The organism is Streptomyces longisporus (assembly GCF_039532765.1).
In the GTDB taxonomy this organism is placed as follows: Bacteria; Actinomycetota; Actinomycetes; order Streptomycetales; family Streptomycetaceae; genus Streptomyces; species Streptomyces longisporus.
The window spans coordinates 1-943 of sequence record NZ_BAAASG010000038.1; the positions used below are offsets into that span (position 1 = coordinate 1).

A 943-nucleotide genomic window follows, 5' to 3' on the forward strand; every position below is an offset into this window, starting at 1 on the left:
CGAAATTCCTTGTCGGGTAAGTTCCGACCTGCACGAATGGCGTAACGACTTCTCGACTGTCTCAACCATAGGCCCGGTGAAATTGCACTACGAGTAAAGATGCTCGTTTCGCGCAGCAGGACGGAAAGACCCCGGGACCTTTACTACAGTTTGATATTGGTGTTCGGTTCGGCTTGTGTAGGATAGCTGGGAGACTGTGAAGCTTGGACGCCAGTTCAGGTGGAGTCGTCGTTGAAATACCAGTCTGGTCGTGCTGGATGTCTAACCTGGGTCCGTGATCCGGATCAGGGACAGTGTCTGATGGGTAGTTTAACTGGGGCGGTTGCCTCCTAAAGGGTAACGGAGGCGCCCAAAGGTTCCCTCAGCCTGGTTGGCAATCAGGTGTTGAGTGTAAGTGCACAAGGGAGCTTGACTGTGAGACCGACGGGTCGAGCAGGGACGAAAGTCGGGACTAGTGATCCGGCGGTGGCTTGTGGAAGCGCCGTCGCTCAACGGATAAAAGGTACCCCGGGGATAACAGGCTGATCTTCCCCAAGAGTCCATATCGACGGGATGGTTTGGCACCTCGATGTCGGCTCGTCGCATCCTGGGGCTGGAGTCGGTCCCAAGGGTTGGGCTGTTCGCCCATTAAAGCGGTACGCGAGCTGGGTTTAGAACGTCGTGAGACAGTTCGGTCCCTATCCGCTGTGCGCGCAGGAGTCTTGAGAAGGGCTGTCCCTAGTACGAGAGGACCGGGACGGACGAACCTCTGGTGTGCCAGTTGTTCTGCCAAGGGCATGGCTGGTTGGCTACGTTCGGGAGGGATAACCGCTGAAAGCATCTAAGCGGGAAGCCTGCTTCGAGATGAGGACTCCCACCCACTTGATGGGGTAAGGCTCCCAGTAGACGACTGGGTTGATAGGCCGGATCTGGAAGCACCGTAAGGTGTGGAGGTGACCGGTAC

General features: G+C 56.8%; 1 rRNA gene. It reads left to right on the plus strand.

The features are described from left to right. Positions 1-943, plus strand: a 23S ribosomal RNA gene (locus tag ABD355_RS43910); the annotation flags it as partial.